The organism is Paenibacillus sp. Y951, assembly GCF_056786395.1.
Genome location: NZ_JBXCIY010000002.1, coordinates 117068 through 137774 on the forward strand (window position 1 = coordinate 117068; position 20707 = coordinate 137774).

The 20707-nt window shown below is 38.5% G+C and carries 14 protein-coding genes; 4 read left to right on the forward strand and 10 right to left on the reverse strand.

Translation table 11 applies throughout. From position 1 onward, the window contains the following. Positions 1 to 699: 699 nt before the first annotated feature. A complete protein-coding gene (locus AC1TPB_RS03270; protein ID WP_482075176.1) occupies positions 700 to 2223 on the reverse strand; it encodes a RidA family protein in 1524 nt (507 codons plus the stop codon). Between the two features lie 369 nt (positions 2224 to 2592). Between AC1TPB_RS03270 and AC1TPB_RS03275 the strand changes: the two genes are divergently transcribed. Next, complete coding sequence (locus AC1TPB_RS03275) at positions 2593 to 4626, forward strand: methyl-accepting chemotaxis protein (protein ID WP_482075177.1); 2034 nt, start codon at positions 2593 to 2595, stop codon at positions 4624 to 4626. A 624-nt stretch (positions 4627 to 5250) separates the two neighbouring features. Here the strand turns inward: AC1TPB_RS03275 and AC1TPB_RS03280 are convergent. Next, the gene (locus tag AC1TPB_RS03280) at positions 5251 to 5901 is read right to left on the reverse strand and encodes a glycosyltransferase (RefSeq protein ID WP_482075178.1); all 651 of its coding nucleotides are present in this window, start codon (positions 5899 to 5901) and stop codon (positions 5251 to 5253) included. Between the two features lie 172 nt (positions 5902 to 6073). On the opposite strand from AC1TPB_RS03280, the gene AC1TPB_RS03285 reads away from it, so the two are divergent. Next, positions 6074 to 7903, forward strand: coding sequence for an S-layer homology domain-containing protein (locus tag AC1TPB_RS03285; protein WP_482075179.1), 1830 nt, complete (start codon positions 6074 to 6076; stop codon positions 7901 to 7903). Positions 7904 to 8138: 235 nt separating this feature from the next. On the opposite strand, the gene AC1TPB_RS03290 is transcribed toward AC1TPB_RS03285, so the two are convergent. After that, complete coding sequence (locus tag AC1TPB_RS03290) at positions 8139 to 9131, reverse strand: cell wall hydrolase (protein WP_482075180.1); 993 nt, start codon at positions 9129 to 9131, stop codon at positions 8139 to 8141. 595 nt (positions 9132 to 9726) lie between these two features. Between AC1TPB_RS03290 and AC1TPB_RS03295 the strand changes: the two genes are divergently transcribed. Beyond that, positions 9727 to 10158 (forward strand): GreA/GreB family elongation factor, encoded by a 432-nt coding sequence (locus tag AC1TPB_RS03295; RefSeq protein ID WP_482075181.1) that lies wholly within the window; start codon positions 9727 to 9729, stop codon positions 10156 to 10158. A gap of 97 nt (positions 10159 to 10255) precedes the next feature. Here AC1TPB_RS03295 and AC1TPB_RS03300 read toward each other — a convergent pair whose 3' ends face one another. The 5 genes from AC1TPB_RS03300 to AC1TPB_RS03320 form a co-directional block, all read right to left on the reverse strand. Continuing rightward, positions 10256 to 11098 (reverse strand): MerR family transcriptional regulator, encoded by an 843-nt coding sequence (locus AC1TPB_RS03300; protein WP_482075182.1) that lies wholly within the window; start codon positions 11096 to 11098, stop codon positions 10256 to 10258. Between the two features lie 178 nt (positions 11099 to 11276). Then, positions 11277 to 13466 carry an alpha-galactosidase gene (locus AC1TPB_RS03305; protein WP_482075183.1) on the reverse strand — a complete coding sequence of 730 codons (2190 nt, stop codon included), beginning with the start codon at positions 13464 to 13466 and terminating at the stop codon, positions 11277 to 11279. 421 nt (positions 13467 to 13887) lie between these two features. Next, positions 13888 to 14949, reverse strand: coding sequence for a LacI family DNA-binding transcriptional regulator (locus tag AC1TPB_RS03310; RefSeq protein ID WP_482075441.1), 1062 nt, complete (start codon positions 14947 to 14949; stop codon positions 13888 to 13890). 185 nt (positions 14950 to 15134) lie between these two features. Then, a complete protein-coding gene (locus tag AC1TPB_RS03315) occupies positions 15135 to 15632 on the reverse strand; it encodes a hypothetical protein (protein ID WP_482075184.1) in 498 nt (165 codons plus the stop codon). Positions 15633 to 15753: 121 nt separating this feature from the next. Beyond that, positions 15754 to 16755 (reverse strand): CobW family GTP-binding protein, encoded by a 1002-nt coding sequence (locus AC1TPB_RS03320; RefSeq protein ID WP_482075185.1) that lies wholly within the window; start codon positions 16753 to 16755, stop codon positions 15754 to 15756. A gap of 982 nt (positions 16756 to 17737) precedes the next feature. Between AC1TPB_RS03320 and AC1TPB_RS03325 the strand changes: the two genes are divergently transcribed. Further along, positions 17738 to 17836: a dihydroorotate dehydrogenase gene (locus AC1TPB_RS03325; protein WP_482062623.1), complete on the forward strand. Its 99-nt coding sequence runs from the start codon at positions 17738 to 17740 to the stop codon at positions 17834 to 17836. 98 nt (positions 17837 to 17934) lie between these two features. Here AC1TPB_RS03325 and AC1TPB_RS03330 read toward each other — a convergent pair whose 3' ends face one another. Beyond that, on the reverse strand, positions 17935 to 19449 hold the full coding sequence (locus AC1TPB_RS03330; RefSeq protein WP_482075186.1) for a methyl-accepting chemotaxis protein: 1515 nt from the start codon (positions 19447 to 19449) through the stop codon (positions 17935 to 17937). Positions 19450 to 19707: 258 nt separating this feature from the next. After that, positions 19708 to 20589 carry a UTP--glucose-1-phosphate uridylyltransferase GalU gene (gene galU, locus AC1TPB_RS03335; RefSeq protein WP_482075187.1) on the reverse strand — a complete coding sequence of 294 codons (882 nt, stop codon included), beginning with the start codon at positions 20587 to 20589 and terminating at the stop codon, positions 19708 to 19710. Between the last annotated feature and the right edge of the window lie 118 nt (positions 20590 to 20707).

The window sequence follows — 20707 nt, forward strand, 5'->3', positions numbered from 1 at the left end:
TGTCATTTCGGAAACGAATACAACAAGGGGTAGTTGGTACACGTGGATAGGTTTGGTCTCGGTAGTAAAGGCTACTCTCTGAAAGTTATCTTCATTTCTTAGATCCCTGAGTTCATTGATTTACGACGATCACTCGTAGTTTCTCTTAATCGTGGTAAGGATTGCTTTTCCTGCAAGTAGTGATCCTTTAACAACACTTACCTTGCCTTTCTTTTGCCTCAAGTACTACACCGCTATAGCAATCCTTCCTCAAAAGTAGAATTCAAGAAGAGCATCGCTTCGTTTGCCCGAAAGTATCTTGCTTCACTTAGCAAATGATGCTTGCAGGATGCGGAAACACCGCATGACGGCTGATTTTGGGATGCTAAAAGCAGCTATGCGGACTGGCATGACAAGCTCGAGTTTTTTTGAGGTGTGATACATGTAGGTGGTGAAATGTAGCATATGAAGGGTTCGGGAGTGTATGTAGGTGATTCTTATATATCCATTCTTATAAAGGTTTTGTATATCAATTATCAGGTAAGGTCCCGATGCAAACCAATATCATTAACCGCATAGAGTTAAATTGAAGTAAATTAAAGCGATATAAAATAAAACATCTTCAAACTAAAATTCTTTGTTAGAATTCCAACTTGAAGATGTTTTCACGGCATAAGTATCTAATTATACATACTTAAGATATGACATTTTCACTCCAACTTAATTCAAGAAGAAATTACCTTCAACTTCAAAAATATCATCTTGATTTAGACGATCAACCTCTACGATTGTACGTGGAGGATATGGACCATCTCCCCATAGCTCTTGTTGAACCTGATTCACTAGTGGACGATAACGATTCATATCTGTTAAGTAAACAATAATACGAGTTGTATCTTGTAATGTAGCACCTTCTGATTCAGCAATCAGCTGCATGTTTAGGAAGGCCTGCTTAATGCGCTCATAATCACCTTGTACTAGCTGATTTGTTGCTGGATCAATACCACGCATACCTGCTACATATAGGTGATCATCTGCTACAGTTGCAAGATTCCAAGTACCTGTTGGTGTAATAGCCCCTTCAGGGAATATTGTTCTAACTCCATTTGGTGAAACATTCGGATCATCAGTAACGATTAACTCACCATCTTCTGGTGCATAGAACGTACCTTCTACCTCAAAAATATCATCTTGGTTTAGACGATCAACCTCTACAATCGTACGTGGAGGATATGGACCATCTCCCCATAGCTCTTGCTGAACCTGATTCACTAGCGGACGATATCTGAACATATCAGTCAAATAAACCACGATACGAGTCGCATCCTGAAGAGAAGCTCCTTCAGACTCTGCGATTAGCTGCATGTTTAGGAAGGCTTGCTTTATTCGCTCATAATCTCCATCTACAAGCTGATTCGTTTCTGGATCAATACCACGCATACCTGCTACATAAACCATATCTCCAGCACGTGTGCCCACATTCCAAGTACCAGTAGGTGTAATAGCTCCTTCTGGGAACAACGTAATAACACCATTCGGTGAAACGTTCTCTGTAGATGCTTCGATCGCTTCATAATTATCATCTTCTGCTACTGCTTGCTTATTATTTGGGTTAGACTTTCCGTTAGACTCATTTTTATGCTTAGGGCCTTTTGGACCTTTAGGGTCTTTTGGAGATTTATTTCCTTTACCTGGCTTTTCTTTTTCCTCTTTATCAACTACATTTTCACTATTAATAGGGGCGTAGAATGTACCTTCAACCTCAAAAATATCATCTTGATTCATACGATCAACCTCAACAATGGAACGTGGAGGGTAAGGGCCTGCTCCCCATAGCTCTTCTTGAACTTGATTAATTAGCGGACGAAAGCGATACATGTCTGTAACATAAACAATAAGACGTGTTGCGTCTTGAAGAGTGGCACCTTCAGATTCAGCGATTAGCTGCATATTAAGGAATGCTTGCATTATTCGCTCATAATCTCCAACTACAAGTTGGTTCGTCGCTGGATCAATTCCCCGCATACCCGCAACATTCACAAAATCACCTGCACGAGTACCTAAATTCCAAGTACCAGTTGGGGTAATTGCACCTTCAGGATAAAGGGTTTTTACTCCTGTATTAGAGTAAGGAACACCTTCTTGGGCAGTCACCAATGATGTTGCAGTGCCAGCCACTAAAAGTTGGATAGCTAATGCTCCTGTTAATACACGTTTTAACATCGTGCTTGTCTTTTTCTTCATTTACACATTCTCTCCCTAAACTATTACATTATTTTTGTGACATTTGATAAATTTAATGATAGACAAGTAATAAGTCAATGTTAATATGAATATATTCACAATATTTCCATTTATATTTCCATAATCATACTATAATTATCATTAAATATGATAAGATAACAGTTTTTTCATTGATTTATTATGACAAATGAAATACACTCCAAAAGTTGGATTGACAATTCAAACTTAATACCTACTATTAATACTTTTTATTCATCAAAACTCATCGATGACCATTAATTTATACATATCAAGATGAGGCTAGAGAATTAGATACTAATTCCATAGCGCAAACCAAATGAACACCATAGAAATCAGGAGGATATCACATTGAAAAAAAATTTAAGTTCAAGCAAGAAAAAGGGCTCATTTTTAATTTCTATAAGGAATACATCGTTCTTCAGCAATTCCTTAACGATTAGAAATAAACTATATGTCTCATTTTTAGGTATTTTAATTATTCCACTCATCATACTTGGATTATTTTCATATCTCACTGCAAAAGAAGACATGTCTAGCTTAATCATTACCCATACGGAAAAAGAAATTAGTAACGTCAATAGAGAGTTAAATTCTCTAATCGAGGCAAGCATATCTGATTTGAATTACTTATCAGACACCGTAACAGGTGATATGGTGTCTGGCTGGGAAAGTCCTATGCTGCATCAAATCTTTGATCCAATTAAGGCAGTAAAGAACGAATATGATCATGTACAATTCGCTACAACTGAAGGAATACTGCTTAACTCACCCCAGCAAACCTTCGCCGAAGGCTTTGATCCACGTGAACGTGGTTGGTACAAGGATGCATTGGCTAACAAAGGTGAAGTTCTAATTAATAGTCCTATCGTTTCACAGGATGGTAAAGTTATCGTTGTTCCATCTAAAGCCGTAGCTGATGAAAGTGGTGTTGTTAGTGTCGTACTAAGCCTAACTAATCTCGCCAATGATGTTAACGCCATTAAAATCGGTGAAAATGGATACGTAACGATTTTAGATACTACAAATAAATATTTAACACATCCTAGTCTAGAAATTGGTAGTGAGGTTCAGGATCCATATATCCAACAATTAAATGATCAAGAAACTCAAATTATCGATTATATTTCTATAGAAGGTATTAAGAAAAAAGCAATCACGATTAAAAATCCTTATACAGGTTGGACCATTGTCGGTAGTATCGATATAAGCGAAATTGAAGCTGCAAGTAGAGGTACACTATATACAATGATTTTTGTGTTAATCGTTGCAATAATTGTTAGCACAATAATTGTCGTTTTCATTATTCGATCCATTACTTTACCACTTCGTAAGTTAGTAGCTGTAACTGATCGTATTGCAGAGGGCGATTTAACGAATACCATCCATTTCACGTCTAAGGATGAAATTGGATTTTTGTCTAATTCTATCAACAAAATGTCTGATAATCTACGCACGATTATTAGTCAGGTAGGTACAAATTCAGAGCTAGTCGCAGCGACCTCTAATCAGCTATCTATCAGCTCTGAGGAAACGCAGCGTACTGCTGAACATATCTCTCGTGCTATGCAAGAAATTGCAATTGGCGGGGAGCAACAAGTAAATAGTGCTAGTGATTTTACGAAAGCAATTACAGATATTTCTCTTGGTATGGATCAAGCAGCCGACTCTATCCAACACGTCTCTGACCTTGCTTCAACAATGAATCAAAAAGCAACACAAGGTAATACCGTGGTAGAAAAAACTGTGGAGCAAATGAATACCATTAACGAAACCGTTTCTTCTATATCTGTAATCATAGATGAGTTAGGCAGCCGTACGAATGAAATTGGTAATATCGTCAAGTTGATTTCAGATATTGCAACACAGACAAACCTACTTGCATTAAATGCTGCAATTGAAGCAGCACGTGCCGGTGAGCATGGTAAAGGATTCGCGGTTGTTGCAGATGAAGTGAGAAAGCTTGCTGTACAATCAGCAACAGCAGCTGGAAATATTACGTCATTAATCCAGCAAGTTCAAGATAAATCTGCCAACGCGGTTAAAGCAATGGCTCAAGGTAAGGTAGTTGTTGAAGAAGGTATTGAGATGGTATCATTAACAGGCTCTACGTTTAATGATATCGTTGTTTCAATCGGACGAGTAAACAATGAGACTCACGAAGTTACAACCATTGTGAATCAAGTAAATACAAGCTCTCAAGAAATGGTTTCACTCGCTGAGAATATCTCTAACATCGCTGAACAAGCTGCAAGTAATACACAAAATGTTGCAGCCGCTACAGAGGAACAAAGTGCTTCTATGGCTGAAACTGCCTCATCAGCAGAGGCTTTGAGTAAGATGGCTCAGGAACTCCAACAATCTATTCTTAAATTCAAAATGTAAATATTCATCAGTCTAGGACTCCTTTGAGAAAAGGAGTCCTTTTTTTGTGTATAAAGCAACTAAACGATTCGTCGTTGTCCCACAGTATGAGTAGTCATAAGCCTCTAGCGCATAGCCTTTCTCATAGAGTAAAATGTCTTCAAAGTACAATAGCATTTCTTCATGGTGTTCTTAGATAGTCTGTTCCTCAAAGTGAAGCAACATTTCTTCCCCATATAGTCCGTGCCCATTATCCATCTGTATTTCCTCCTCGAAGATTATTTTTCTCTTACTCACCTTATTGTCACACAAACTTTTATACAGCACACCTATCAAACCCCAACGAAATCCTGAGCATTTCTAAGCAAGCAACAATTAAAGTTGCAATTGCAGTACAGCCAGTGGCGAAGCTTCCAGTAACAAATTTGGCGATGCCATGCAAGCCTATGTCGGTGGTCAAATGGATCGTGCTCAACTCCTTGAAAGCTTCCAAAAAACTTGGGATGAGCTGAAGTAGCAAATTGACTAGGTACGAATGTTGATGATTCACGTATTAAACTTCATTCACTTGAGGTAGCTGGCATTATGGAATAACTCAAATAGGGACTTGTCAATGTGACAAGTCCCTATTTGTACGTGATAACGCTATTTGAACATTTGTGGGAACTGCTTAATTATTCCGTCAACAAGCATATCTGCGAACATAACCATATGGTCTTTGCCCTTATCGAATGCAACAATATCTGCTTTCCAATCTTTATTCAATCTAGCTACAACTTTATCTGTAATAAATTGCAAGTGAACGTACATCATATCTTTCAATGCCTTTTCTGAGTAATTGGGGTTAATAGAACTTAAATACGCTGCAATAGCATCCGCATTTTGATACCATAGCTTATTACTTTTTTCAAAATCAGCCTTATTGCCGCTTTTGGCTGCCCCAACCACTTGTCCTGCTATTTCAATATGTTCTCTTAGAAGCTTAGCCAGTTTATCGCCAACTTCATCGCCATAAAAAGGCTTAATTGAATTCCCGATGTCATCTTGATTTTTCATTAGTCTCGCTAATACGTCTGACTTGTCTTCAAGATCAGCTAGATCACTAACAATAAAACTTCTCGTCCATAGTACATGATCGATCCAAAGCTCTCTCTCCGCTATTCTCAACTCGCAGGTAGCTTTATTGGTAATTATCCCGTTAGAATCGACGCCCGCTGAAACGGTAGCTTTAATGGGCACTAGCGCTAATGCCATTACAAACATCATGATTACTGTATTTCTTACTATATTTATCATCGCAAATCACTCCATTTGTCATATTTTTTCAGTTTATTATGAGCTAAGGAAGTATTTGTTATACATAAAATACTGTTTACCTCAAAACTATTGTACAATTACTACTATTAGCTACGCTTTGATTCACTTTTTCAAATCTTACTATTTCATTCTATATTTGGGGGAATTCGTAATGATGAACATGAAACTCTTCTTAAAGCAAGTTACTGTTATCAGTATTACTGCTACTTTAGCAATATCGTTAGTCTGGCCATCGATAGCGTTGGGCGCTTCTAGTAATGTACAAGATGCCATCTCGGCAAGAACAGAACAACAATTATTAGAAAAGTGGAATAAATATTTACCTTTGGACATCGACAAATCAAAGCTGTTCGAAGTTACTCCACAACTATCTACTCCATATAGTGCCGGCAAGCTGTCTCAAAATATGTTACTAGATGGGTTAAATGCTACTAATTTTGCAAGATATTTGGCTGGCTTACCAGATGATATTACACTTGACTACTCGATTGCCGAGCAACAACAAGCAGGTGCTATTATTAATGCTAAAAACGGATCTTTAACCCATTCCCCTAACAAACCAAATGATATGAGCGAATCTTTCTATGAACTTGCATCAACTTCTGCTAGATCTAGTAACCTTTCAGCAGGACGAGATACATTGTATGACACTGTATTCTATGGATATATGTCTGACAATGGAAATAATAATCTGGATTCTGTAGGACATCGTCGCTGGATTCTTAATCCTCAAATGCAGAAAACAATGTTTGGTTTTGTAGTTGATTCATCATCTGCTTATGGTATCTATTCTTCTATGTATGCATTTAATAGGGATCGGGATGTTAATGAAGTAGATTATGATTATATCGCATGGCCATCTGCTGGTATTTTTCCAACAGAAATATTACGTCCGTCTGATCCTTGGTCAGTTTCCTTACATACTGATATATATGATAAGAGTAATGTATCAGACATCAAAGTTACATTAACTCGTGAGCGCGATCAGAAGGTTTGGAATTTCGATTCTACCGATCGTGATTACGCTGGTGATTTCTTCAATGTTAGTTCAAGCAATTATGGAGTTGATTTCGCTATTATTTTCCGTCCAGATAATATCGGTTCTTATGTAGATGGTGATAATTTTAATGTTAAGATTACCGGCTTGCATACTTTAGCTGGCGAATCAACTTCACTATCTTATACAACTTCATTGGTTCAATTACAATCGAAATACATCAATGCTTCAACTCGATATATGTTACCAGGACAGAATATGCAGTTCCCAGTAGATGGAACTGCTACTCGCTACAAATCTTCTGATCCAAGTATCGTTAGTGTTAACAGGAGCGGAGTAGTAACTGCTCATAAAGAGGGCTATACCTATATTACAGTTGATGGATATTTGTACTCTAATAATAGTACGATTGATATCCAAGTTATGAGTAAACCTGAGGCGCCAATTCATTCATGGGCACAATCAAGCATTCAAGATGCTAATAAATACGGTTTGCTTAACTTCAATCCGTATTACTATGATCTATCAGCATCTGTTACTAGACAACAATTTGTCTCCTACGTCGTAGGACTTCTTACAGCAATGGATCCGACGATTGACCTTTACAAATACTTTGATGCAACTTCGCCATTTACCGATGTATATGACGGCAGTCAGGAAATCATCTGGGCTTATGAGCATAACATTATTAATGGAACAGGCAACGGTAAGTTTTCACCGGATGCAACCATTTCGAGAGAGCAAGCTGCTTCATTATTAATGAAAGTATACAATTATCTTGAGGGGAACTTGAAGGGTGGCAATACTCCAGTTTTTAGTGACGATGCGAAAATTTCTACATGGGCGCGTTCATCTGTCACACAAGCTGCTGAATTATCGATTATGGGCGGGGTATCTGCTACCAAATTTGATCCACTAGGGAAATACTCTCACGAGCAAACAATTGTAACGATGGTGCGCTTATTCAATATGTTAGGTCACTAGTTTAACACTAGTAGGTTATGAATGGCATGCTAATAACCAAAAAGGGGTGCCATTGGCACCCCTTTTCACTGTTAGTATTGTTCTAATGTACTATTTATTCTACTCTATTATTATGATATTAGGTGATCACTTACTGCTAACGCTGCTAATTTATTACTTTAGAACTATTAGCATCATTATAGTTGGAATCGGCTCTAATTTCAACCATTTTCTTTCATTTACGACAAATTTGTCGTTATTTAGCAAAACGATGATTACCAATCGTATCTACTACAGTAAGACTAGACCAATAAGACCCTGTGGAATATTTCGGATTGAAGAAGTATACGGCGCCCTCTACGTTGTCCTTACCGTTCAAAGCATCCTTAGTCGCTTGTAATACACTTGCATTAGGCTTTGCCTTGGCAAGTAAGCCATTATGGGCTGGTGGGAACTGGCTACCTGCATAGATGACTGATTTAATCGTATCTGGGAAATCAGAGCTCGCTACGCGGTTCATTATAACGTTAGCTACTGCTAATTGTCCTTCATAGGATTCATAGCCTGATTCAACTTGAACGATCTTCGCAAGTAATTGATATTCTTCATTTGTATATTCTTTTGCTTTCTTATCAAGAATGGATGGCAATATGACTGCTAGCTTCATCCCATTCTTAATTTGATTCTTCGAGGAAAATCCATTGCGCTTCACTACTTCTGCTTGCGTCAATTTATGCTTGGCACTAATGACTGCTAATGAATTTTCATCGCTTACGACTTCAAGCGGTACACTCGTTAACGTCAATACCTTCTTGTCATTATCCCAAACCGTCGTAGCATGTGTAATTTCAGCTAGATAACGAACTGGAACGTATAATCGACTATCATACAGGTATGGCACTGCATCAATCGTGTACCGTTGATCATTAAAGTATACGGTTGGTACACCGTCACCAAATACTACCTCATCATCGCTTTTGGTAACTACTGTTGCTTCTTGCGAATTAGAATCCCAGCTTGCTGAAGCACTTAATGATTTTGTTACTAAACCAATAGGTAAATACATTCTACCGTTCACCATATGTAGTGGAGATTCAAGTTCAAAGGAACTACCATTCATGATCACTTTCGCATTTTCAACTTCTCGCTCATCCGCTGCGGATACTGAAAATGGAACTACAGTAAGTAGGGCGATTGCTACAATTGCTAGCAGGCTTAATCTGCTTACTTTCATTATAATTTTTAACATAAGTCCTCCCGACTAATCTTTTTTGTTGCATGAGGTAATGTATGTTAAGCATTATAGCATAGCAATGTAGCGCTTTTTCATTAGGATTTTTACATAGATGAAGATTAGATGAAGATAGATGTTGTGTTTTTTATGATCTTGTTCACTCGTATTTATTCAATAAATCTGCCAAATCCCTCGTCATGCCTACAGTCCTCCGTTTACTAATTAACAACAATCCGCTTCACAAAAAAGGCTTATTTCATTTATAACTTTTCATGAAAAATGTGAAAATTAAATGCAATTGGAATCAATTACTGTTGTTATCCCTCCAAAAACACTGTAATTATGAGAGACCTCTGACCTTCTAAATTGTCTTATGGACTTATTTTCTTAATTTGATAATATTAAAGATGACCCCCGTTCACGCTGGCTGGCGGGTCTCTTAATGCTAAAGTTTAACCTTCCAATATGTTCCAATATATGCGAAGCTAGAATCACTAACGCAAAAGGATTAAAAGGTACAGCAACAACTTTAAGGAGGAATTGAATATGTCACAAGCAAGTAATGTTAATTTATTACAGCATACGGTAAATATCGGGGAGGTAATCTACTATGAACCATAGTGTAGAATGGGAAGCGCAGAAGCAACAATATGAAGCGCAACTGGTCATTATAGAAGAACTACGCAGCAAGCAACTAGAGAAATATATATTAAAGCATAGCGGTCTTTCCAAAGATCTCGAACAATTGCTAGAAAGATATATGCAAGAAATCAAGAAACTACTTACCCTTCCAACAGCACCTCAGGAACAGCTTGTAATGCTGAATACTATTATTGAAATTGAATATGTAGAAGATGGCTTTATCGATACCTACTGTGTTGTAGCACCCGATGAGATTGACCCCGAGCAAGGAAAGATTTCATTGCTTTCCCCTGTTGGCAGTCAGCTATTACTTGTTCCATTACATGAGCAAATCGAGCTTTCGACACCAGCAGGAATGATGACGATTCGTGTCATAAGCATCAAGCGACAAGTAGACTAACCGTCTCTACAAATAACGACAAAGGCAAGCTCATTTTCGCTAGATTTTGAGCTTGCCTTTATTAATAGAGCAAGTTCTTTTCATCATTCGATACCGACTAATCTTTCCGCATCCCATCGTTATCGAAGTCTGCGCGTTGAACTACCAATTGCTCGTTTTTCGACTCTACCTGTGCTTGATAGATGCGATCTACATGTTCCATTAACTTATCGATATAATCTGTTTCTTCTTTACTTAGAATACTCGGAAACAGCGCTGGATCAAGTGTATCGCGACCCTTTTCGAACAGCTGCAACTTCTCCTTTTCTTCCTCGGTCATATTTTCTGTCGCTTTCATCGTTATATCCGCAATCATACTAAATAACGATAATCCAACTGTAATAGCCTCCTCGGAAGTGTGAGATATACCTTGTAGTTGAAGCTCCAATATTTGCGATAGTAGCATCACCATTGTCATTTCTAGGTCAAGCTTCTCTTCCATTTGTTGATCATCTTGAAATATGACGTTCACTATTTCTCTTGGTAAATGTGTAAGCAAGTGCTCGCGTTGCTTATTCTCGTTCTGTAAATTATGAATCATTAATAGCAGGAGCCCTGTAGAAATTGAATCTACCTGCGAAGTTATCTTTTTCACCCGATCAAGGGATGCAATAATTCCATTAAGCTCATCTCGCTTTTTCACAAGCCATTCATGCTGCTGATCGAACACTTCAGCCATAGATACTTTCTCGTCAGCCAAAGTATCTGCTATCTCCTCTAATGAGAAATTCAAATACTTCATCGTCAATATTTTTTGGAGTTGAATGAGATCTTCCTTTGAATAATAACGATATCCGCCATCTTCGCGTAAGGACGGCTTCAATAATCCCTTCTTATCGTAATAACGTAATGTTCTCTCTGTCACACCTGTCAATTTGGCAAATTGTCCGATTCGATACATAGCATCCGCCTCCAAATGATCTATTTGTCTTCATTATAAAGGTTGACGTAACGTCAAGCTCAATATAATTATTATGTAATTCATTTATTATCGTTTAGCGAAAGTTAACGAAATGGAAAAAAGGTATGAGTTTCAGCGCCGGCGGCACTTTCCACACATACCTTTATTCTTGTTTCTATTAAATCGCAGTTAGACGATATACACAGCTTTGGAAGTCACCAAAGAACTGAGGAACAGGATGACCTGCATACATCAATTGATCACCAGCAAACACACCACCATTTTGACCTTCTAAGCGATATGATTTATTAGGATCAAGCCCTTGAAGACGGAAGCGACCAATTGCACCGTTAGGTTCTTGTAATACTTTCACATATACAACAAAAGCTTCAGTCTTATCCTTAGAAACGAACATCCAAGACGTTTCGTTACCTTCAAATGGACTTAATAGACGATAGAAATCACCGAATGAAACGATTGGACGGATATCTTTACAAAGCTCGATTTGCTCTTTCACAAGCTCTTTCTCTTCATCAGAGAATTTAGATAGATCAAGCTCATATCCGAAGTTACCAGATAACGCTACATTACCTCTTGTCTCAAGCGAAGTCATGCGATTCACTTGATGATTCGGCACAGCTGATACATGCGCACCCATCGAACTTACTGGATATACGATACTTGTACCATATTGAATTTTCAGACGAGATATCGCATCACTATTATCACTTGTCCATGTTTGTGGCATGTAATATAGCATACCTGCATCAAAACGACCACCGCCACCAGAACAAGATTCAAATAGTATATGCGGGAATGCTGTCGTAATACGCTCCATAACATTGTATAGTCCAAGCATATAACGGTGAGCCGTTTCACGTTGACGATCTGCTGGTAGTTGAGCTGAACCAATTTCCGTCATATTACGATTCATATCCCATTTCACATACGTAATTGGGGCGCTAGCAAGCACATCAGAAATCGTCTCTATAATATAGTTTTGAACATCTTCACGAGAAAAATCAAGAACAAGCTGATTTCTAGCTTCAGTACGACGACGGCCATCTACATGTAGACACCAGTCTGGGTGATTGCGATATAACTCACTTTCAGGTGAGATCATCTCAGGCTCGAACCAAAGACCAAATTCTAATCCAAGATCACGTACTTTTTTCGCGATCCCGCCAAGTCCATTAGGCAGTTTGTTACGATCAACGAACCAATCTCCTAGTGAAGTCGTATCGTTATCACGTTTGCCGAACCAACCATCATCAAGTACGAATAGCTCAATACCGAGTTCTTGTCCTGCTTGTGCAATAGCTTCGATTTTCTCTTCATTAAAGTCAAAGTATGTCGCTTCCCAGTTGTTCACTAGAATTGGACGTACTTTATCGCGGAACTCACCACGAGTTAGACGACTACGATAGAGATCATGGAAACGACGTGACATGCCACCGATACCTTCATGAGAGTGTACCATTACAACTTCTGGCGCTTGGAATGATTCACCTGCTTCAAGTTTCCAGTTGAAATCGAATGGATTAATCCCCATAAATAGGCGAGAATGCAAGTAAGGATCTACTTCAACACCAGCAATAAAGTTACCACTGTATACAAAGTTAACGCCATATACATCGCCATGTTGCTCCGTTGCCCCTTCACTAACTAGCGCAATAAATGGATTTTGCACATGACTACTTGATCCACGACGACTTTCGATCGATTGCATCCCTGGCTCTAGCTTGCGACGATGAATATAGCGTTCGCGCACCCATGAACCAGATAGTTGAAGCATTTCGTAGTTATAGCTTGGCATATCTACGTTCATACTTAGCGCACGATTCAAGTTCAATACCTCTGTACCTTCATTGCGATATTGTACGGATCGTGTAATAGCACTGAAATCACGGAATACCGTATAAGATAGTACAATAACTGCATTCGTTAGTTGATCTCGAAGTGTAATGAATAAAGTTTGAGCTTCATCATCAGCTTCAGCATATACGCTTGGTAGACCATCAAGCTTCGGCTTACCATTCACAATTTCATGTGACTCATAGCGGAAATCAGTAACTGTGCTACCGTTTGGCAGCTCAAATTGATAAGCCGGCGTACGGAAATCAGAATCACCATAAGCAGGTAGCTCCTGTTGTAGTGTATCTAATGAATACTCAAGTTGGTCGAGATCAGTGCTTGGTGTGAATGAAGGTCTTATATTGATCTGATACAAACCATCTAGATGCTCGCCTGATACTTTACGTCCCCAATAAATATGAGCAATATGACCTTGATTCGTAATTTTGACTGCATAGCTAGTGTCCTGCGATTGTAGATGGAATACTCTTGTTGATTCGTTATATGAGATCATATGAACACTCCTAAAATTTTTTATTGACGATTTGACACGACTAATAAAGTTCATACCATAATTAGCTTCTTGATACCGTGCGAATTAAAGGTAAAAGTTGCTTTATTCGCTACCAAAACCGTGCTACCGTGCGAATTAAAGGTATATGTTGCTTTATTCGCTCCTCTATCCATACTTCCAGACGAATTAAAGCAATAAGTAACCTTGTTCTTCCTCCCTCCACCTTCGCCTTAGCGGAGAGAACTAATCATTCCCCTATGCTCTAGCGGAGAGAACTAATCGCTCGTGGAGAAGCGATAGCGGTCGTTTTTGTCCTCGGATTTATACCGCTATCCCCTTTACCATAAATCCGAGGACAATGGCGATCGGAACAGCGATTAGTCCTCGGAGCGACCTTGATTGGTTCTCGCAGCGAACCCAGTTAATTATTATTGTTCATGCAGCTATCACGTTCCACAAATGTCGTATTCAGCTTAACTTGCATCGCCACGTTACGACCTTCCATCCGCTCAACGAGCATCTTCACTGCGGTTTCGCCTAATAGTTCCGTATGAGCATGTACAGTAGATAATGGCGGATTAACAAATGCTGCAAGTTCAATATCATTGAAGCCAATGATCGACATATCTTGCGGTACCGATATCCCAGCTTCATGCAACGCATGCAATGCCCCAACTGCCATATTGTCACTTGCGATAAGACAAGCAGATGGTCGATCACTTCGCATGAGCATACGTTGCATTGCTTCGTATCCACCTTGCGAGGACCAATCATCCACCCACTCCACACAAGCATAATAATGCCCACATTCGCGCATCATCCGAGTGTAAGCAACATAACGATGCTCCTCAGAGCGTCTTAACAAATGACGGTCACGTAAAGAATGAACCCACTCTATTCCACCGATAAATCCGATCTTCTCATGACCTAAACTTGTTAAATATTGATAAGATGTGCGAATAGCTCCATCAAAATTGAGATGAACAGAATCATAATCTAATAACTCTTCACCATGGTTGACGAACACTATTCGATCAGGATGAGGATAAATATCCAGTACATCTTGCACTTCAATCGAACCTACAACTAACAAGCCATCAAGTTCCTCTGCTTCTTCAATTGCCGTTGTAAAATCCCCGCGAATGACTTTCGTAATGGATATCCCCAACTGTTCACAATGAATTTCTATCCCTCTACGAACAGCGGCGAAGTATGGATCATCCTTCTCGTCCTCTGCTGTTGACCAGAACAACAAGCCAATTTGCAATGTTGAGCGCTGCATTTCTTGCTTTAGCTTCTTCAATCTTTGCGGCTTATAATCCAGCTCCTCAGCAATTGCAAATATACGCTCACGAGTTTCTACACTTGTACTAAGCGTTGTATCATTATTGAGCACACGAGATACTGTTGCTGTCGACACTTCAGCTAGTTGTGCGATTTCGCGAATAGTAGCGATATGATCACTCCTTTCTATATTAGATATCGTCTGTCATCATCACGATTATGTTTAGTTAATAAATTTACTTAACAAATTATATATTTATCATACTCGATGAATGGTTCTTATTCAAGCACAAAAAGAGCTGAATTCAACATTAGCTTTTCTGCTTACGTTGAATTCGCTCCTGTAATCCATCTACCATCACATATTCTAATTAGTTCTCACAATCATTCCTTCATATTATGCTTTAATTTATGAAGTTCTTCGCGTAATTGTTGCTCCGTTTTACCTTCAATTGAAATACCTTGGGATTTCGCAAATTCACGAATCTCCTCTAGCTTCTTCGCGCGAAATTTTTGTTTGAACATTTCCCATTTCTCAGGTTGTTCATTCTTTGCCTTTTCGATTTCAACTCTTAATTCCTTCGCAGATTTCCCCTCTGTTTCAATCTCGAAGTAATTAGCTAGCCTTTTCAGCTTATCCAACTTATGCGCCTGCAATTGTTCCTTACTCATATGTTTATGTTGATGTTGATGTTGATGTTGATGTGAAGATTGCTGTTGATCCTCGCTACTATTACTTTGTTCTCCCTCTAGTTGCGTAGTTGCGCCGTTACTTTTAATATCATTAGCTGCAGCTCCTATACTCGGAGCTAACCAACATAGTGATAACAAACTAAGCGTGATAATTAACATTGAAAATTTCATATTCCATGCTCTCTTCATTAGTAACCTTCCTCCAGTAATCTTAGTTGTCATTATCATACTGTAGCTAAGTATTCCCAATTGAGTTAAGTATAATCACCATGAGATGACATGGAGATCTATCGGTGTTCCTTCCATACGCCTAGTCCTCTTGCTCAAGTAATGCTAATTGTTGCTTGAGCCATGCTTGATCAAAGTGTTCACCAATAAATACTGCAACATCATGTACTTCACCTTGTGGATCAATTCGCATAAAATCAGATTCGCGATAAGCAAACTGAAACAAAAATCTACTCGGAATATCACGAAATGTAACGATACCTTTTGCTCGATAAATATTTGCTGGCAAATCTGCAAGCCATTGTTCAAATATCTCACTATTAGGCTGACCTTTCCAGTAATGCGTATAAGCCATAACATGCGTATGATCACTATGTTCATGATGATGCTCATGTTCTGCATCAATATCGTCAGTGCCGTTAATTTGTTGCTGTCTTATTAATTGTATTGACTGTGGTTGATCTAACTGCGCGCCCTCCAATAACCATTGCCAATGATTAAGCCGACAATGATCGGTCGTAATAATGTCTGCATGTTCATTGAGATCTCGTAACGTTTGCTCAGCTTCAACAACTTTCTCCGGATCTAGTCGATCACATTTATTCAATATAATTAAGCTTCCGCAACGGATTTGATCCTGCATTAAGCGATATGTAGCGTCCTTCACTAGTCTGGAACGATCAAGTAAATGTTCTCCATCTACAACGGTAATAACAGATTGCAATTTTACATGCTTGTACATCGACGTTTCCGTAATCGCATCAATCGTTTCCATCGGATGTGCTGCACCAGTAGATTCTACAATAATAAGGTCAGGCGAATACTGTTGCAGTAATTGATTAAGCTCCAATGATAAGTCGCCACGCATGCTGCAGCAAATACAACCGCCAAGTACTTCCGCCATCGCAACATCCCGTTTCACAAGCTGTCCATCAAAGTTAACTTCGCCTAATTCATTCATTAATACAGCTGGTGTTAATCCCGCAGCCTGTGCTTTTTCCACAATCTGTGTAAGTAAAGTCGTCTTGCCACTTCCTAGAAATCCAGATAATAAGTATATTGGAACAATTTTTTGAGTGTTCATTAGTAATAACCTTCTTTTCTATAAATGTATTACTTCTATTATGGCTCAAAACCATAACCAGCGCTTGACGAAATATGAATGGACATACGGATATGCGGAAGTAGCTCCATTTCACGCACTTTGACGCTACTTTTGGTATTGCTACGCCGCAAGTGGAGAATGAAGCACAAAAATGATCTTCATTGTGTACGGATGGTAATCAAGTGGGGAATGAAGATCAAACGAGCGGACTCACAGAACGCTAATTAGCTAAAAACCAACACTTTAGGATGTAAGAGGACTCACAGGACCCTATTGATCGTTTAATACTGAACATTTACTAGCAAACGAGTGATTAAGGTCCCGTGAGTCCGCGTAAACTCGAAATGAGCGGAGAACGCAGTAATAAGGTCCTGTGAGTCCACTATCTGAAAAATGATCAATCATGCCCATAGCGTACCTGATGTCCGCTTACGTATACAAATTTAAACAGTCGAGCACTTATTATGAGGTTGAGCCTCTATTATATAACAACTTCTTCAATCTTTTCATTGCCTTCCGAAAGTAACATCATTTAGATGAAAAGTTATATCGGAAGTATTCACAATAGGAAAAAAACCTATGAGTGATTTCTCACCCATAGGTTTTTTCGAGGCCCGCGCATCGCGTATTAGCAAACACAACTGATAATTACTAGAAGGATGAATAGAACAAGAATCCAACTTATGTTAAATCCACCACAACCTCCGACATTGCCGTACGAATGATTAGCTCCACCTGAAACATTAGCAGCATAATTCATAACTGTCATCTCCTTTAAGTTAAGGTACACCATATCATATGTAATTCAAGTCATTTGGATTGGGCCAGCGCCTATTAGACTCATCCCAATCAACATTTCCGCTCCAGCCTATCTTTTCAATTCTTCAGATATACCCAGACCTTTTGCTACGCTGTTGCATAGATTATTAGTGTAGTCACTACTTGAGGAGGTGCATGTTATATGTCAGGAATCGTTGGTGGAAGAAATAATGGCTTTGCATTTATTTTGGTGCTATTCATCTTGTTAGTTGTAATTATTTGTTGCTGCAATAGTTTCTAATAAAAAGTAGCCATTAACAGGTTATGAAAAAACAAACAAAAGCTAGGTGATCCCGTTGATCATCTAGCTTTTGTTTGTTTTTCATTATGGCTATGGCATTAGTTACTTTTGAACTGACCACTTAACTGCTGCGCTAATTGATTAACAACGCCGATTTCCGTATCAATTTCTCTTGTTACATTTTGTTGCTGCTCTGTTGTCGCAAACAGTTGTTCAAGTGATGAGACACCTTGTTGCGTTAAAGCAGACATATTCAATATTTCAGAGAAAATATGCTCTGTCTTAGCTTGTAATTGCTGCGAATCTCGATACAATTCTTCAATGATATTACGCATCTCTTCATTATGCTGTTGCATATTGTTATAATCATGAACTGTACTATGAGCTAATTGTACTGTTTCGCTTGTCCCTTGTTCACCTGTGTGGATATTCATCATCGTATTTTGCGTTTCTCGAGTAATATTCATCAGAACTACTTTAATTTCATCAGATGCTTGCTGTGATTGATCTGCTAGCTTCCTTATCTCTTGTGCAACAACTGCAAAGCCACGACCTTCTTCACCCGCTTTTGCTGCCTCGATCGAAGCATTCAGCGAAAGTAATTTCGTTTGATCAGAAATTTGACTAATGAGTGTCATCGCATCATCAATTTGTTGTGACGCCTCTTCTAGCGCCATAACTGAGTGAGAAGCATCCTTAATCGCATCTGACACTTTATCGATATGATTATTCAACGATTCCATAGCAATATATCCATCATTCATAATTTGTTTCGACGTATTCGTTCGATCATTCAGCACTTGGAATGCATCTGAATTATGATCCATAAGTTCCTTCACTTCATCAAGATCAATATTGATCGCTGAAATTGAATCATTTTGTTTCTCTAATCCACTAGTTACCTCTTGGAATGAAACCATCATTTCGGTACTAGAACGCATATGTTGACTCGACTGCTGAGAGATCATTGACGTAGAGCTCCCTAATTGATTAGCCGACTGTTCCAAGCTTATAAGCAATGCATCCAATTGCTCTTCTTTTTCTTGCTTAATCACTTCTATTTCCTGAAGTACACGATTTTTAACGGATATTTGTCTAATTGTCGCGAATGAAGTAACAACAAGAAATATAGCGTGTATCAATATCATGGCAAAGCTATAGCTCTTCGCTCCGAATACAAGTTCCGGCAACCAAAGTAGACCTACGAGATGCTGAACTGCAAAGATTGAAGTCATAATAACGACAAGCTTAATTCGATCATAATAAGCGATAATTGCAATGACCATGAATATGGAAAAATGTAATTCCACCATTCCCCCGCCACCTGAAATAATGGAAATACTAGAGAATGTTAATGATATCGTATTGAATATCGCTATTTTTTCATTATAATTATTCTTCCGATACATGATATATGCAATCACCCATAATATTATCGGAATGAGTAATAACGCATTAAGAGTTAGCCCGTATGTACGTTCATCAGCTCCATAATGTGACCCCATTAATGAATGTATCACACCTGTTACACGATTCAATATATGAAATACAATACTTAGTAAAATTGCTAATCCGCCGTAAATTAGCATCAGCTTATTTTTCTCTTTTAACAACTATTACACCTTCTTCAAAAGTTTTCTAGGTTACATTAATCTATTTGTGCTACTCTATAGTGTAGCACTCATTTCTCAACATTTTCTGAATATTTCCGACATTTTCAGAACAATTTTCGAGTGTTTTCGAGCTTTTTTTTCGATATTCCTATCCAAAAAAAAAAAAAAAAAAGATACTGCTTCATCGATTATTGCATTTCGATGATAGTAATATCTGTTGAACTAACATAATAGATAAACTAACATAATATCAGCTCATCATTGAACCTTATCATGCTGACGAACGATCGCTTTAAGATATTCAAGGAAAGGGCCACGCAACTCCGGTCTCCGTAGTGCATACTCAACAGTCGCTTCTAGAAAACCTTGCTTGTCTCCAACATCGTAACGGCGCCCTTCAAATTCATATGCATAAACCGCTTCATGTCGTGCAAGCTGATTCAATGCATCCGTCAATTGAATTTCCCCATTGGCACCAGGTGAAGTATTTTCTAGAATAGCGAATATAGAGGGCATAATAATATAGCGTCCTAATATCGCAACGTTAGAGGGCGCATTTCCAGTATTTGGCTTCTCGACTAGATTATCAACTCGATATACATGCTCATCAATTTTTTCACCATCAACAATACCGTATTTATGCACATCTGCCTGCTTCACTTGTTGTACGCCAAGCACTGTATTATTGTAATATTCATATATTTCGATTAACTGCTGTAAGCATGGTGTTTCACTGTATACAATATCGTCGCCTAATAACACAGCGAATGGTTCATTGCCGATAAAGCTTTTCGCACAATAAATCGCATGCCCTAACCCTTTCGGTTCCTTCTGTCTTATATAATGAATATTAACCATATTCGATATTTGACGTACTTCCTCAAGTAGATCGAATTTCTCCTTCGCCTCTAGCTCAAGCTCAAGCTCAACCGATTTATCGAAATGATCTTCGATCGATTTTTTGTTACGACCTGTAATTATCAGAATTTCATCTATACCAGAAGCAACTGCTTCTTCTATAATAAATTGCAATGTAGGCTTATCCACAATCGGAAGCATTTCCTTCGGTTGAGCTTTTGTTGCTGGCAAGAATCGAGTTCCAAGTCCCGCAGCAGGAATGATCGCTTTCCTTACTTTCATACATATGCCTCCTTTTTCAATGTCTGTTATGATCATAATATCAGATTACATATATTTATGGTATGGACAGTAGAACCATCAGATTACAAAGTTGAAAGATTGGCATGATTCTCAAATT